Origin of the sequence: Tsukamurella ocularis, from assembly GCF_024807615.1 — a bacterium.
GTDB lineage: Bacteria > Actinomycetota > Actinomycetes > Mycobacteriales > Mycobacteriaceae > Tsukamurella > Tsukamurella ocularis.
The window spans coordinates 1,104,821-1,119,040 of sequence record NZ_JANUCJ010000002.1; the positions used below are offsets into that span (position 1 = coordinate 1,104,821).

13 protein-coding genes and 1 rRNA gene are annotated in these 14,220 nt (G+C 71.6%); 2 read left to right on the forward strand and 12 right to left on the reverse strand.

The features are described from left to right. Positions 1 to 6 precede the first annotated feature (6 nt). The 9 genes from HNP44_RS11235 to HNP44_RS11275 form a co-directional block, all read right to left on the reverse strand. Positions 7 to 1,425, reverse strand: a complete 1,419-nt coding sequence (locus tag HNP44_RS11235; RefSeq protein WP_259139557.1) for an acyl-CoA synthetase — start codon at positions 1,423 to 1,425, stop codon at positions 7 to 9. 29 nt (positions 1,426 to 1,454) lie between these two features. After that, positions 1,455 to 2,411 carry an alpha/beta hydrolase gene (locus HNP44_RS11240; RefSeq protein WP_259139556.1) on the reverse strand — a complete coding sequence of 319 codons (957 nt, stop codon included), beginning with the start codon at positions 2,409 to 2,411 and terminating at the stop codon, positions 1,455 to 1,457. Between the two features lie 153 nt (positions 2,412 to 2,564). After that, the gene (locus HNP44_RS11245) at positions 2,565 to 3,380 is read right to left on the reverse strand and encodes a carbohydrate ABC transporter permease (RefSeq protein ID WP_259139555.1); all 816 of its coding nucleotides are present in this window, start codon (positions 3,378 to 3,380) and stop codon (positions 2,565 to 2,567) included. Further along, a complete protein-coding gene (locus HNP44_RS11250) occupies positions 3,377 to 4,330 on the reverse strand; it encodes a carbohydrate ABC transporter permease (RefSeq protein ID WP_259139553.1) in 954 nt (317 codons plus the stop codon). Before HNP44_RS11250 ends, HNP44_RS11245 begins: the two co-directional genes overlap by 4 nt. Further along, complete coding sequence (locus HNP44_RS11255; protein ID WP_259139552.1) at positions 4,330 to 5,589, reverse strand: ABC transporter substrate-binding protein; 1,260 nt, start codon at positions 5,587 to 5,589, stop codon at positions 4,330 to 4,332. The genes HNP44_RS11250 and HNP44_RS11255 overlap by 1 nt, the downstream gene beginning before the upstream one ends. A gap of 46 nt (positions 5,590 to 5,635) precedes the next feature. Next, positions 5,636 to 6,613, reverse strand: coding sequence for a tetratricopeptide repeat protein (locus HNP44_RS11260; protein WP_310437676.1), 978 nt, complete (start codon positions 6,611 to 6,613; stop codon positions 5,636 to 5,638). A gap of 58 nt (positions 6,614 to 6,671) precedes the next feature. After that, positions 6,672 to 9,617 (reverse strand): AMP-binding protein, encoded by a 2,946-nt coding sequence (locus tag HNP44_RS11265; protein WP_259139551.1) that lies wholly within the window; start codon positions 9,615 to 9,617, stop codon positions 6,672 to 6,674. Between the two features lie 66 nt (positions 9,618 to 9,683). Continuing rightward, positions 9,684 to 10,046 carry a DUF3817 domain-containing protein gene (locus tag HNP44_RS11270; RefSeq protein WP_259139550.1) on the reverse strand — a complete coding sequence of 121 codons (363 nt, stop codon included), beginning with the start codon at positions 10,044 to 10,046 and terminating at the stop codon, positions 9,684 to 9,686. 12 nt (positions 10,047 to 10,058) lie between these two features. Next, positions 10,059 to 11,273: an acetyl-CoA C-acetyltransferase gene (locus HNP44_RS11275; RefSeq protein WP_259139549.1), complete on the reverse strand. Its 1,215-nt coding sequence runs from the start codon at positions 11,271 to 11,273 to the stop codon at positions 10,059 to 10,061. Between the two features lie 52 nt (positions 11,274 to 11,325). On the opposite strand from HNP44_RS11275, the gene mce reads away from it, so the two are divergent. Both mce and HNP44_RS11285 read left to right on the forward strand, forming a co-directional pair. Then, the gene (mce, locus tag HNP44_RS11280; RefSeq protein ID WP_374758766.1) at positions 11,326 to 11,841 is read left to right on the forward strand and encodes a methylmalonyl-CoA epimerase; all 516 of its coding nucleotides are present in this window, start codon (positions 11,326 to 11,328) and stop codon (positions 11,839 to 11,841) included. 76 nt (positions 11,842 to 11,917) lie between these two features. After that, entirely contained in the window at positions 11,918 to 12,976 is a 1,059-nt protein-coding gene (locus HNP44_RS11285; RefSeq protein ID WP_259139548.1) for a hypothetical protein, read from the forward strand. On the opposite strand, the gene HNP44_RS11290 is transcribed toward HNP44_RS11285, so the two are convergent. The 3 genes from HNP44_RS11290 to rrf form a co-directional block, all read right to left on the reverse strand. Beyond that, the gene (locus HNP44_RS11290; protein ID WP_259139547.1) at positions 12,973 to 13,266 is read right to left on the reverse strand and encodes a hypothetical protein; all 294 of its coding nucleotides are present in this window, start codon (positions 13,264 to 13,266) and stop codon (positions 12,973 to 12,975) included. The genes HNP44_RS11285 and HNP44_RS11290 overlap by 4 nt on opposite strands. Then, positions 13,266 to 13,961, reverse strand: a complete 696-nt coding sequence (gene nucS, locus HNP44_RS11295) for an endonuclease NucS (protein WP_259139546.1) — start codon at positions 13,959 to 13,961, stop codon at positions 13,266 to 13,268. The genes HNP44_RS11290 and nucS overlap by 1 nt, the downstream gene beginning before the upstream one ends. Before the next feature lie 181 nt (positions 13,962 to 14,142). Further along, a 5S ribosomal RNA gene (gene rrf / locus HNP44_RS20945) occupies positions 14,143 to 14,220 on the reverse strand; the annotation flags it as partial.

A 14,220-nucleotide genomic window follows, 5' to 3' on the forward strand; every position in this document is an offset into this window, starting at 1 on the left:
GACCGCCTACAGCAGGAGCTTCTTCTGTACCTTGCCCATCGGGTTGCGCGGGAGGTCGTCGACGAAGCGGATCTCGCGGGGCCGCTTGTGCTTCGACAGCGTCTCCCCCACGAACTCGACGATCGCGGCGGCTGCCGCGTCGTCGCAGGGGCCGTCGGCGACGAGGAAGGCGACGAGGCGCTGCCCGAGATCGTCGTCGGGCAGCCCCACGACGGCCGCCTCGCGAACGTCCGGGTGGCCGAGCAGCGCGGCCTCGATCTCGCCGGCGCCGACGCGGAAACCGCCGGTCTTGATGAGATCGGTCGAGGCGCGGCCGACGATGCGGTGGAAGCCCGTGCCGTCGATCACCGCGACGTCGCCGGTATCGAACCAGCCGTCGCCCACCCAGGACTCGGCCGTCGCGTCGGGGCGATTCAGGTACTTCGTTCCGACCATCGGGCCACGGATCTGCAGGGCGCCGATCGACTCGCCGTCGTGCGGTGCCGCGTCGCCCGATTCCGCGATGATCCGCGACTCGACGCCCGTGATCGGCGCGCCGACCCAACCGGGGCGGCGCTCGCCGTCGACGCGGGCGCTGACGGTGATGAGAGTCTCCGTCATGCCGTAGCGCTCGATGATCTCGTGGCCCGTGAGCTCGCGGATGCGCTCGAAGACGGGCGCGGGCAGCGGCGCGCTGCCGGAGATCAACAGCCGCGCCTCGCGCAACGCCGCAGCGGATTCCGGATCGCGCGCGATGCGCGACCACACGGTGGGCACGCCGAAGTACATGGTGCCGCCCGCGGCCGCGTAGGCCTCGGGCGTAGGCCTCCCGGTGTGCACCAGCGGGCTGCCCACGCGCAGCGGGCCGAGGACGCCGAGGATGAGGCCGTGCACGTGGAACAGCGGGAGGCCGTGCACCAGGGTGTCGTTCGCGGTCCAGCCCCAGGCGTCCACGAGGCCGTCGATGCACGCGGCGATGGCCTCTCGGCGGATGGGGACGCCCTTCGGCGCACCCGTCGTGCCCGAGGTGTACATGAGCAGCGCGGTCGCGGCCGCGGGCGGCTCGGGCAGCGCGTGCCAACCCCGGGCGTGCTCACGGACGGGGACCGCGGGCAGTCCATGCGGGTCCTGCGGGGTCACGCCGAGCCACGCCTGCGCGCCCGAATCGACGAGCACATGGGCGATCTCGGTGGTCCCTGAGTCCGGCGGGACGGGCACCACCGGAACGCCGGCGCGGATGCCGCCGACGATCGCGATCACGGTGGCGAGCGTCGGCTCGGCCCACACCGCGACGGGGCCGCGCACGCCGAGTCCGCCCAGGCGCTCGGCGACCGCCGTGGTGGCCCCGATGAGCTCGGTCCGGGTCAGGGTGCGGCCCCCGACGGTGACGGCCGGCTCACCGTCGGAGCCGGGCGGGACGGGCGTGACCGTGTGCGGCAGCAGCATGGCCCCAGAATATGCCGCGCGGCGCCCGGTCAGGCGGCGCGGTACTGCAGGCGCGCGTCGAACGCCGCGTTGAGGAAGAGCGTGGTGATCTGGACGGCCTGCGCACTCTCGGGCGTCACGCCCGCGAGCACGGGGAAGGCGTGTACGCCGCCCTCGTAGAGGTGCAGGTCGCAGGGCTTGCCGGCGCGGTCGAGGCGCTCGTGCAGGCGCTCGGCGTCGACGCGCAGCATCTCGTCGGTGCAGGCGATGACGAGCGCCGGCGGGAACGCCGCGGGCTCGATCTCGGTGGCGTCGTCGTGGCCGCGGAACGCGATCGGGCCGCGGTCGAAGAAGCCACGCAGCCCGGCGAGCTTGCCCGCGGTGAGATACGCGTCGTCGATGTCGTGCCGCGGGTCGTCGTCGATGACGGTGGGCGTGAGCAGCGGCGAGAAACCGAAGTAGGCGGCCGGGGTGGGCACCGCGTCGAGGTAGGCGAGCTCCACCACCTTCGCCGAGATGTAGCCGCCCGCGGAATCGCCGCCCACCGCGACCTGCTGGTACCGGCCGGAGTCCGTGACCGCCCGGAACACGCGGTAGCCGTCGTCGACGGACGTGCCGACGCCCACGTCGGGCAGCTGACGGTAGTCCACGTTGAAGACGGTGACACCCAGGGTGCGCGCGAGCGCCGCCGCCACGCGGCGATGGGTGCCGGGCCCGCCCGCGAGGAAGGCGCCGCCGTGGTAGTAGCAGATCGCGACGTCGGGCCGCAGATCGCCCGCGGTCGGCACGAGCCGCTCCACGGGGACGCCGGCGAGCTCGATCCGCTCCACCTCGACGTCGTTCGGGGTCCATCCGATGAGGTTCGCCAGTCCCTCGCCCAGGGCGAGCGGGGCGAACGACCAGGCCCGCACCGGGTACAGCGCGATCAGGGGCTTGAGCAGCAGCCGCGCCCCCGCGATCGCCAGCGCCGACTGGGCGCTCACACCGCGGTGTTCGGTGACCGACATCATCGTCTCCTCTCGTCCGGCCCCGACGGGGCCGAACAGAACCGGTTCAGACTAGGCCGATGCCACCGATAGATCCAGTGAATCGGGCTATCACCACTCCCGGCGTGTCCCGGTCGACGAGCCCCCGACGGTCATGACGCACGTCACGCGCGGTCAGCCGGAGATCCCCGTCCGTTCCACTCCGGCGGCGATCCAACGTTGCGCTACCAGGAAGAACGCCAGCAAGGGGGCGATCGATACCACGGCGGCCGCGAACATCGCGGGCACGTTCACCGACTGCGCCGTGATGTAGCTCGACAGCACCAATTGGACGGTCCACGACTGCGGATCCTGACCGATCACCAGCGGCCAGAGGAACGCGTTCCAACTCCCGACGAAGGTGATCGTCGCGACCGCCGCCGTCACCGCTCCCGCCCCGGGCAGCGCGACCGCGAGGAATACTCGGACGGGCCCGGCACCGTCGAGCACAGCGGCCTCCTCGAGCTCCCGGGGAAGACCGAGGAAGTGCTGCCGGAACAGGAAGACCGCGGTCGCCTGGAACAGGCCGGGCACGACCAGCCCCTGCAGCGACGACACCCAACCCAGCGTGGAGACCATGACGAACGTCGGGACGAAGGTCACGGCGGCGGGGACGAGCAGGGTCGCGAGCACGACGACGAAGACCTTGTCGGCGTACACCACCCGGATCCGAGCGAAGGCGTACCCGGCGGGCAGCGCGACGACGACGGTTCCCGCGGTCTGCAGCACGGCCACCGTCGTCGAGTTGAGCAGCGCCCGAGCGAGCGGGCGGGCATCGTCGGCGAAGATCTGCCGGAAGGCCGCGCCGTCAACGCGACGCGGCAGCCAGTCCCCCGTCGCGACGTCCATCGGCGTGCCGACCGCGCCGCGCGCCAGCAGGTACAGCGGCAGCAGGAAGAGGGCCGCGAGGCCGATCAGCAGGACGTACCGCCCCGCGCGGGCCGCGCTCACCGCTCGCCCCGTCCGCGGAACAGCCCCGTGAACCGGCCCTGGGCCAGGGCGATCACCGCGATCAGCGCGGTGAGCAGGATCCCGCCCGCGCCGCCGTGCCCGAAGTCTTGGCCGTTGCCGACGGCCACGTAGTAGAGGTAGATCAGCGGCGGGCGGGCGTACGGCGGATAGCCCTGCGCGGTGGCCATCACGCCGTAGAACTCGTCGAAGGCCTCGAAGGCGTTGACCGTCGCCAGCAGCAACACCGCGACGGAGACTGCACGCAACTGCGGCAGCGTGATGCGCATGAACGTCGTCCACCCCGAGGCGCCGTCGAGCGCGGCCGCCTCGTACAAGTGCCGCGGCACGCGCTGCAGGGCGGCGAGGAACAAGATCATGTAGAAACCGAGCTGCAGCCACAGACGCAGCGTCACCAGTACCAGCCAGTACCAGGGGGGATCGACCACCGACAGCCACGCGACGGGTTCGGCCCCCACAGCGCGCAGCGCCGCGTTGGCGACGCCCGTCGGCACCCCGGGGAAGATCGCGCCGCGCCAGATCAGTGACGCGGCGATGTAGCTGCACGCCAGCGGCAGGAAGAAGACCGAGCGGAAGAAGGCCTGGAACCGGCGCACCCCGTTCACGAGCACCGCGAGGACGAGCGAGCCGGCGAAGGTCAGCGGCACGACGATCGCTGCGAAGACGACGAACGTGACCAGGCTGGAGCGGAAAGCGGGGTCCGCCAGCATGTCCCGGTAGTTGTCCAGGCCCACGAACCGCGTCGGCGTCACCGTGTTGTGGGCGTCGAACAGGCTCAGCCACACGCTCCACCCGATCGGGACGAGGACGAACACCGCGAGGCCGGCGAGGAAGGGACCCGTCATCAACCAGAACCACAGGTGCGGCGAGTCGCGCCATGCCCCGCCCGGGTCGGGCCGGGACGGCGAGCGACGGGCCTGCCGGAGGGACATCAGCGCGGGAACCGCTCGAGTTCCTTCTCAACGACCGACGCGACCTCCCGCAGCTCCGCCATCGGATCGGCGCCGCCGCGGATCACCCGGTCGAGCGCATCGCGGTAGGCGGTGGCGCTACGCGGCGTCCACAGCAGCGGGGTCTGGGGACGGCCGACAGAATTCACCAGGTCGGCCGCCTCGTTGTACACGCCGGTGGCGAGCTTCGTGGCCTGCGGCACCAGCGAGCGGCGCGCCGGGACGTGCAGGCCGTAGCCCTGCGCCCAGTCGAGCTGGAGGTCGGTGCGGGTAACCCACAGCCACTGCACGAACTTCTTCGCCCGCTCGACATTGCCTCCGGCGTTGACCGCGGCGCCGTACGCGCCGAACGGCACGCTGGTGCCGCCGTTCGGGCCGATCGCCGGGAACGGCCGCACGCCGAAGTCGTCGCCGACCGCCGCCCGGATCGCGGGCAGCGCCCACAGACCCGTCCACTGCATCGCCGTCTGCCCCGCGATGAAGGCCCCCGGGTCGGACCAGTCCTGTGGCGCGCCGAGCAAGAGGTCCCCCGACGTGAACAGGCCACGCATGGCGCGCAGGCCGACCGCGACCTCCTCGTCGACGAAGCCCGGCCTGTGGTCGGGGGTCAGGTAATCGTGCCCGGACGACCAGAGCAGGACTCCGCCGAGGACGTCCGCGCCGCCGCTGTTGCCGAGGAAGAGCCCCTTGACCCGGCCACGGTTCAGCGCTCGCGCTGCCGAGACCAGCTCGTCGAGTGTGCGCGGCGGGACGACGCCCGCCTCGGCGAGCATGGACTTCCGGTACACCAGCAGCTGGGTGTCGGTGACCTGCGGAATCCCGTAGACCCGGCCGCCCAGCGTCATCCGGTCGAGCAGCGCCGGGGTGAAGTCGGAGCGCGCGTCGCCCAGCAGGTCGGTGAGGTCCGCCACATGGCCGGCGGCGATCATGTCGATCGTGGGGCCGTTACCGAACTCGAAGACGTCGGGGCCGTCGCCGCTGACCAGCGCCGACGACACCTTCTGGTCGTAGTCGCCGGGGAAGGTGCTGACCCGCACGCCGCCGTCCGGGTACTCGCCGGCGTAGCGCGTGAGCGCCTCCGGCGCACCCTGCTCGCCGTATTGGTGGAACCAGGCCCGTAGGTCACCGCGGGCCCCGCCGCCGCGACCGGTGTTACCACCGCACGCCGCGAGGGCGCCCGCAAGAGTCAGGCCGCCGACGCCGGTCAGCACCGCCCGCCGGGACACACCATGGTCAGACACCGGGTAAGTATCGCAAACCTTCGTCCAGCTCGCGGACCGGGCCGCGTCAGAACAGGGCGCCCGCCAGATCGCGGCGGGCAGCGAGCACCACGGGATCCGCCTGATCGAAGAGCTCGAAGAGCTCCAGCAGTCGGGTGCGCAGCGCCGACCGGTCGTCGCCCGCGGTCACGCGGATCGCGGCGATGAGCCGGTCGAAGGCCCCCTTCGGCGAGCCGGTGAGCAGCTCTTCGTCGGCAGCGGCGAGGGCCGGTGCGACCCGCTCCTCGCCCGTCGCGCCCGCCGCGGCATCGTCCCGCGCGATCGCCCCGGGCTCGCCCCGGGTCGCACGGGCGAAGAAGGCCATCTGTTTCACCGCCGCCGCGGCTTCGGCGTCGCCCGGATTCGCGTGGAGGATCGCCTCATAGGCAGCGCGAGCGCCCTCGTAGTCACCGTCGCCCGCGAGCTGCTCCGCCGCGTCGCGCCGCGGATCCGACGGGGCCTCGCCCGCCGCCGCGCCGCCCCCGAACTCCGGCGGTAGCTGCGCGAGCACGTCGTCGAGCCACTGCCGCGCCGCCTGCTCCGGCTGGGCGCCGGCGAACGCCGTCACCGCGCGCCCGGCGGCGACGGCGACCACCATCGGCACCGACTGCGCGCCGAAGGCCTGCGCGACGCCGGGCGCCCCGTCGACGTCGACGCGGGCGAGGGTCCACCGGCCCGCGTCATCCGCGGCGAGCTTCTCCAACACGGCCGCCATCGACTGCGACTGCTCGCTGTACGACGCGCCCAGCAGTACGACCACCAACTGGTTCGCGGAACGGTCGATGACCTCGACCGGAAAACTCTGGTCCGTCACGTCGACCACGCCGGACCCAGGGGCGGCGCCGCCCGGCTCCGCCTCGCCCGACGGTGCCGGGCGGGCCTGCTGGGCGGCCTTCGCGTCCGCGCGAGCCTTGAGGCCCGAGAGGTCGACCGCCCCGGCCATCGCCGCGGCGGTGCGCAGCGCTCGTGCCTGATCCTGTGGAGACGCGCCTCGAGGTGTAGTCACCCTTCCATCTTGGCACGCCCGATGCAGCGGCCGCGCGCGGCGACCGCCCGGCCCGGGATCAGCGGTAGCGCTGCTGATCCGGGTCGAACCGCCAGGACGCGGGCCCGGGTGCGGGCATCCCTGCGGCGGCGAGCGTGCCCCGCCGTGGGCGGTACCAACTGGTGAGCGGCACCTCGTCGACGATGTGCACCGCATCGGGATACTGGCCGTGCCTGCCGGCGAAGGCGTCGCTGATCTCGTCGGCGGTCAATTCCGCGTCGTCCCGCACCGTGACCGCCGCGACGACGCGCGGCGCACCGTCGGCCCCGTCGCCCGGGACCTGATACACGACGGCCTGCTCGACCTGCCCGAGTTGCTCGAGCACGTCGGTGATCGGGATGGAGTACACCGGCCCACGCTCCGTCACGGCGACGGTGCGGACGTCGTCGACCAGCCAGTAGTCGCCGTCCTCGTCGCGCCGGAAGAGGTGGCCCGTGGAGAACCAGGCGTCGCCCGGCCGGAAGACGCCGCGCAGCAACACATCGCGGTGCGTGGCGTCGGGATCGGCACGGCCGATGAGCACGCCCACCTCGCCGTCCCCGACCTCCTGCAGGAAGCCGTCCCCGTCTTCGACGAAGCGCCCGGAGTCGAAGTAGTAGTCGACCAGGGCCACGTCGGCGCTGCCCGGCAAACGCCGGCCCTTCGCACCCGGCTTGCCGGCGCGGACCCTGGCGAGCACGATCTCACCCTCGGTGGAGGCGTAGAACTCGACGACCTGCGCGTCGAAGGTCTCGCCGACGCGGCGCGAGAGCTCCGCCGACATGCCGGAACCGATGAAGGCGCGCACCGGGTGGTAGCGCGGGATTTCCAGGCCGGGGGTGTCGAGCACCGCGCGCATGAGGTTCCAGGTATAACAAACCACCGTGACCCCGTAGCGTTGGACCTCCGCCATGAACCGGTCCGGATCGAAGTCACGGGTGAGCGCGATGCGCGAGCCGCCCGCGAGCGCGCCGCCGAGGCTGGTCATGAGGCCCGAGCTGTGGCTGAGCGGGGTGAGGCAGTAGACGGTGTCGCTCTGCGACAGCCGCGCGGCCGAGGCGGTGCCGAAGGCGGAGAGCGCCCACCGGCCGTTCGTGACCCGCTTGGCCCGCAGCCGCCCGCCTACCTCGGAGAACATCACGAAGGCCAGGTCGCGGCCCAGGCCCGAGTCGGGCCGATACCAGCGCGGGATCCGCACGTTGTCCGGGTCGACCTGCTCGAGGTCGACACGTTCCGCGCCGAGGTCCTGCCGGGCGGCCCCCGGCCGGTCGCGGCGGTCGCCACCGCCGACGACGAAGACGCGCTCGGCGACGGCCACCGCCTCCTGCGCGTGCTCGGGATCGGTCACCACCGAAGCGGCCTCCCCCAGTCGTAGCGCGGCGGCGTAGTCGGTACCCGGCGGCAGCAGCACCGCCACGGCGCCGAGTCGCGACAACGCGGCCATCGCGACCAGAGCGGACGGCCGGGTGTGCATCAGCACGCCCACGTGTTCACCCTGCCGCACCCCGACCTGGATCAGGCCACTGACCACGCGGTCGATGCGCTCGTTCACCGCCTGCTTGGTGTGCACCCGGTCCTCGTAGAGGAAGAGCTCGCCGTGCGGATCGGCCGCGGCCTGCTCCGCGAGCAGCTTGCCGAGCGAGACCTGAGTGTGCGCCTGCAGCTGCCCGAGGCGGGCCAGCTTCGGCAGCCCGCGGGTCACCTCGCGAGCCACGGCGGAGGCACCGGCCGCGGCGCCCGAGGCCGCGTCGAGCACATCGCGCGCGGCGACGAAGCCCACGGTGGCGATGCCGCCCAGGCCCGCGACGAGCGGGTTGACGCCGACATCGCGGCCATCGTCGGGCTGCATCACGGCGACGTTCTCCGGCTTCGGCCCGCGCCCCTCCTGCCAGTTGATCCACTGCGTCACCGTCGGGTACGTGACCGCGCCCGCCGAGCTGCCGACGACGAGACCGAAGTGGCCGGCCGAGACTTGCGCCTCGTAGACCTTGGCCTTCGGGGCGGCCTGCAGGATCCCGCGGACGGCGCTGGGCCGGCCGATCTGGTCCGAGAGGCCGACGAAGGCGAGAACGGGACTCGTGATGGACGCGAGGGAGACTGCATTGCCGTCGATGGCGAAGCCGCCGGTGAGCATGCGGTTATGCACGACGAACTGCTTGAGCAGGTCTGCCACCGCCGGCCCGGCGTAGGCGACCCAGCCGTCGGCCTCGAGGAAGCGACGCTGGTCCTCACGTGGGAGCAGCGCGTCGCGGTCGTGCAACTGTCGGACGAAGTCGAGCCGCGAGCGCACCGCCTTGACAGGGTTGAGCATCTCGAAACCGCGCTGCACCATCCAGCTGGGGAGGTAGAAGCGGTTGAAGACGTGGTCGGCGACGAACTCGGCGCCCTTATTGACCAAGGCGGGCGGGGCGCCGAGCGGCAGGCCGGCCGAGATGTCGACGGGGCTCCCGAAGGTCACGAGGCTCGCGATGGACCGCGACTGCCGGTAGGCGGCCACCTGGTAGCAGAACATGCCGCCCTGCGAGTAGCCGCCGATGTGCACGTCGCGGCCGCGGAACACCGCGACCTGCTCGATCGCCTTGGAAATGGCAACGACGTGATCCGCGAGGTTGCGCTCGAGGCCGCCCTCCTCGCGGTCGGGGGCGCCGAAGTCGATGACCCACGGGTCGAGTCCCGCCCGGTGCAGCACGGAGACGGCGCCGTTGTTCTCGGTGACGTCGAAGACGTTGGCGTCGACCATCATGGGCGGCACCAGCAGGATCACCGGCCGGTCGTCCACCGCGGGCGCCGGCGCCCGGTCCGCGAAGTACCGCCGTAGGCGGTACATCGGCGAGCGCTCGACGACCGTGAACTGCGAGGGCTTGGCGCCGGTCTCGAGGCCGCCCTGCGTGAGCACCTCGAAGCCGTTGCGCGCCGTCGCGGCCAGGCGGTTCACCGACGCCTCGAGCGCCTTCCCACCGGGCAGTCCGCCCAGGATGTCCACCATGTACCCCACCTCTCCACAGCCTCCGTCAGCGAGTCAACGTACCGGCAGGCGGGGCGGCGCGCCGTCCTATCCGCCGATCGCGTCGGCGGGCTCGGACGGCTGCGTCGCGGCGGCCGCGGGAGCGTCGAGCTTGCCGGCGCGCTGCGCCCACACCTCGAAGACGACGGAGCAGAAAGGCAGCACCGTGGCGAGCAGGCCGAGCGCGAGGGTCTTGAGATCCCACTTGCGAGCGTAGGCGGTGGCGACGGTCAGCACGACCAGCACCATGAAGACGACGCCGTGCGTCATGCCGGGTACTGCGATCGCTTCAGGCTTGTCCTGTACCCGCTTGATGATCATGCCGATGATCAACCACACCCAGGTGAGGGCCTCGAGGAAGGCGACGACCTTGAAGGCGGTGACGATCTTGGACGCGAGGGATTCGTTCATGCGGAGTTCTCTCTACTTCCCGGGGACGGTGATGATGAGCGCGTCGCCCTGGCCGCCGGCGCCACACAGCCCGGCGGCACCGGTGCCGCCGCCGCGGCGGGCGAGCTCGAGCGCGAGGTGCAGGACAATGCGGGCGCCGGAAGCGCCGAGCGGGTGGCCGATGGCGATGGCACCACCATCGACGTTGACCTTCTCGGCGTCGACGCCGAGGTCGGCGGTGGACGCGAGGCCGACGGCCGCGAAGGCCTCGTTGATCTCGAGCAGGTCGAGGTCGGCCGGGCTGATGCCCTGCTTCTCGCAGGCCTTCTTGATGGCGTTGGAGGGCTGGTGCTGCAGCGACGAGTCCGGGCCGGCAACGACGCCGTGCGCGCCGATCTCGGCGAGGTAGTCCAGGCCCAGCTCCTGCGCCTTGCTCTTGCGCATGACGATGACGGCGACGGCGCCGTCGGTGAGCTGGCTGGCGTTGCCGGCGGTGATGCTGCCGTCCTTGGCGAAGGCCGGGCGCAGCCTGGCCAACGACTCGGCGGTGGTGTCGCCGCGGACGCCCTCGTCCTCGGTGACGCGGATCGGTTCGCCGCGGCGCTGCGGGATCTCGACGGGGACGACCTCGTCGGTGAACTTGCCGGCGGCCCAGGCCTCGGCGGCCTTGCGGTGCGAGTCGGCGGCGAAGGCGTCCTGCTCCTCGCGGGAGTAGGTCACCGTGTCGGTGGTGTTGAGCTGCTCGGTGAGCCCGCCCATCGGCTGGTCGGTGAAGACGTCGTGCAGGCCGTCGTAGGCGGTGTGGTCGAGCATCTCGATGCTGCCGTACTTGTGGCCCTCGCGGCTGCCGGTGAGGATGTGCGGTGCCTGCGTCATCGACTCCTGGCCGCCGGCGACGACGACCTCGTACTCGCCGGCCCGGATCAGCTGGTCCGCGAGCGCGATGGCGTTGATGCCCGACAAGCACATCTTGTTGATGGTCAGGGTGGGGACGTCCCACGGCACGCCGCCCGCGATCGCGGCCTGGCGCGCGGGCATCTGCCCGGCGCCGGCGGTGAGGACCTGGCCCATGATCACGTAGTCGATCGTCTGCGGGTCGACGCCGCTCTTCTCCAGCGCGCCGCGGATGGCGACGGCGCCGAGGTCGGTGCCGGACTGCGACTTGAGCGCGCCGAGCAGCTTGCCGAAGGGCGTCCGAGCGCCGGCGACGATGACCGTGGGGTCCTGATGGGGTGCGGACGGGGCCACTTCGTTCCTCCTAGTGGGCAGGGGTCTTCCACCTCAAAGCTACATTCGAGGTATGACGGAGAGCCAATCGCGACAAACAGATCACACCGCCCACGGCGAGCACCCCGGTGCGCACGCCGTCCCGGCCGAATACCTGCTGGGTATCGACCACGTCGGCGTCGCCGTGTCCGACTTCGACGCGGCCCTCGAGTGGTACGCCCGCGTACTGGGAATGGTGTGCACGCACGAGGAGATCAACGAGGCGCAGGGCGTCCGCGAGGGCATGCTCTCCCCCGCCTCGCTGCTGGCGGCCGACGGCGCACCGTCGAGCGCGGCCCAGCTGCAGGTCCTCGCTCCCCTGACCCCCGAGTCGACGATCGCGAAGTTCATCGACCGCAACGGCCCCGGCATGCAGCAGCTGGCCTACCGGGTCTCGGACCTCGCGGCCGTCACGGCGCACTTGCAGGAGCAGGGCGTGCGGCTGCTGTACGACGCCCCGCGGGGCGGCACCGCGGGCTCGCAGATCAATTTCCTGCACCCGAAGGACGCCGGCGGGATCCTCGTCGAACTGGTCGAACCCGCATCCTGACAGGCGCGGGCCACAATTCGGACCTTTTGCGACTGCTGACGCCGCGAGCGCGGGCCGTCCACGTACCATTCGGAGCATGGCGAATACGGACAACTTCCCGGGCGGCCCGGCGCCCGCACCGTTCGCGGTGGTCCTGCGTGGGTACGACCGGGACCAGGTCACCGAGCAGTTCCATCGGTACCAGGCCGAGCTGCGTGTGCTCGCCGCCGACCGCGACGCGGCCTCGGCGCACGCGCGCGAGCTGACGGACCTCCTCGACGAGGCCCAGGACGAGATCGACAACCTGCGCCGCGAGGTGGACCGCCTCAGCGTCCCGCCGACGAGCGCCGAGGGCATGAGCGACCGCATCGCCCGCATGATGCGCCTCGCCTCCGACGAGGCATCCGAGATCCGCGCGGCGGCCCAGAACGAGTCCGCCGAGGTGCGCTCTCTGGCCCGCCAGGAGGCGGAGACCACCCGGCGAGAGGCCGATCGGATGCGCTCGGACATGACCGCGCGCCGCGAGGCCATGGAGTCCGAGCACGAGAAGACGATGACGGACGCACACGCCGAGGCGGAGCGCATCAAGGCCGAGGCGAAGGCGGAATCGGAGAAGCTGGCGCAGGCCGCCGCGGAGAACCGCGAACGCGTCCAGGACGACTTCGACATGGCGATGTCGATGCGCAGGGACAAGGCGATCCGCACGATCACCGAGCTCGAGGACGCCTCGAAGGATGAGGCCCGCGAGCGGGTCGACTCGGCGAACGAGCGCGCCGAGCAAACCCTCAATACCGCGAACGCGACTGCGGAGCAGAAACTCGAGGACACGAACACCCGGATCGCCACGCAGGTCGCGAACGCCCGCCGGATCACGGAAGACATGCAGGCGCTGCGAGCGTCGATCCTCGATCAGCTGGAGACGGTGCGCCGACAGCTCTCCCTGGTACCCGAAGCCCTCGCGACCGGCGACGGCGAGCCTGAGATCGTGGACAAGCGGATCGGCCCCGCCCCGTTCGATCCCGCGGCGGCGCCCAAGGCGGAGCACCTCGCCGACGACGCCCCCACCGCCGCGCAGCGCGCGCAGCAGGTCCTGGGCGCGGACGACTTCGCCACCGACGAGGCGGTCACGGAGCAGGTAGCGATCGAGAAGCGCTAGCGCGCCCGCCGACCGGCCTCCTGGGACCAGCATCCGCGATGCCAGTGCCGTCGGTCGGCGACGCCCCCGCACTCTGCGGACGGCCACACCACGACGTGCGCGGTCCCCACGGGGATCACCTGGTGGCATCCCGGACAGCGGTACTCCTTGACTGCGCCCGACCCGGTGACCGTACGCACCTGGTAGGCCTCGTCACCGAGGTCGACCCGCGAGCCGAAGCCGCCGGCGCTGAGGGGACGGTGCCCGTCCCGCGCCGCCGCTCGCTTGCGGGAGACGGGCCTGCGGCCCATCAGAAGAGCTTGTAGGACGTGTCCTCGGTGCCGCGCAGCACGTCGTAATCGACGGTGACGCACCGGATGCCCCGATCCTCGGCGAGGGTTCGGGCCTGGGGCTTGACCTGCTGGGCCGCGAGAATGCCCGTGACGGGTGCGATCAGCGGGTCACGGTTGAGCAACTCCAGGTAGCGCGTCAACTGCTCCACGCCGTCGATCTCCGCGCGGCGCTTGACCTCCACGGCAACGGTTCTGCCATCCGCGTCGCGGCACAGCAGGTCGACGGGGCCGATCGCCGTCATGTACTCGCGCCGGATCAAGGTGTAGCCGTCCCCGAAGGTGTGGGTGTGCTCTGCGAGGAGCTCCTGGAGGTGGGCCTCGACGCCGTCCTTCACCAGTCCCGGATCGATCCCCAGGTCGTGGCTGCTGTCGTGCTCGACCTCACCGATGAGGATGCGGAGTTGCTCCTCCGCCTTGTTCCGGACGATCCACAGTTGATGCCCCTCGGGCACGTCCTTGGCGTCGTCCTCCGACGGCGTGGTCTCCAGCCAACAGGGCGGACTCATCCAGTTCAGGGGCTTGTAGGCCCGGTCGTCCGCGTGGATGCTGACGGATCCGTCGGCCTTGACCAGGATCAGGCGCCGGGCCATCGGAAGGTGGGCGGTCAGCCGGCCCACGTAGTCGACCTGGCACTCGGCAATCACGACACGCACGAGGTCCACCTTACGGCACCGGTTCGACGGTGCCGCGCCCCCGCCGGCCCGCGGGGGCGCGGCGGAGCGGTCTGAAACGCACTACGGACCACATGGAATCACCTGCGGACACGAAAAAGACCCCCGCGTCGAGAGCATCTCTGCTCACCGACCCGAGGGTCTTCTCCTGTATCTAATTTTAGTCCGGCGGTGTCCTACTCTCCCACACCCTCGCGAGTGCAGTACCATCGGCGCTGGAGGGCTTAGCTTCCGGGTTCGG